The organism is Serratia sp. CoH_134_PS_4, from assembly GCF_058190535.1.
The window spans coordinates 1-244 of record NZ_JBXWKI010000056.1 but is presented as its reverse complement, the minus strand read 5'-3'; the positions used below and the strand labels follow the sequence as shown (position 1 = coordinate 244).

The following is a 244-nucleotide window of genomic DNA, read 5'->3' as shown; positions in this document are numbered from 1 at the left end:
GCTATACCGACGCGGCAACTTCAACGGCACGTTCGACCAGCTCATCGTCGATGGCCTGATGCACGCGCAGAGCGCGGAGATCGCCTTCTCGCCCGGCTTCCGCTGGGGCACCACGCTGCTGCCCGGCGAGGCACTGACGATGGAAGCGCTGATGGCCCAGACCGCCATCACGTACCCGGCCACCACGCTCACCGAGATGACGGGCGCCACCATCAAGACCGTGCTCGAAGACGTGGCCGACAAC

1 protein-coding gene is annotated in these 244 nt (G+C 66.4%); it reads left to right on the top strand.

Annotation, left to right across the window (positions count from 1 at the left end; translation table 11 throughout):
• Positions 1–244: hypothetical protein (locus AC2FCQ_RS24700; RefSeq protein ID WP_490658455.1), on the top strand; the 244-nt coding region annotated here is incomplete at both ends.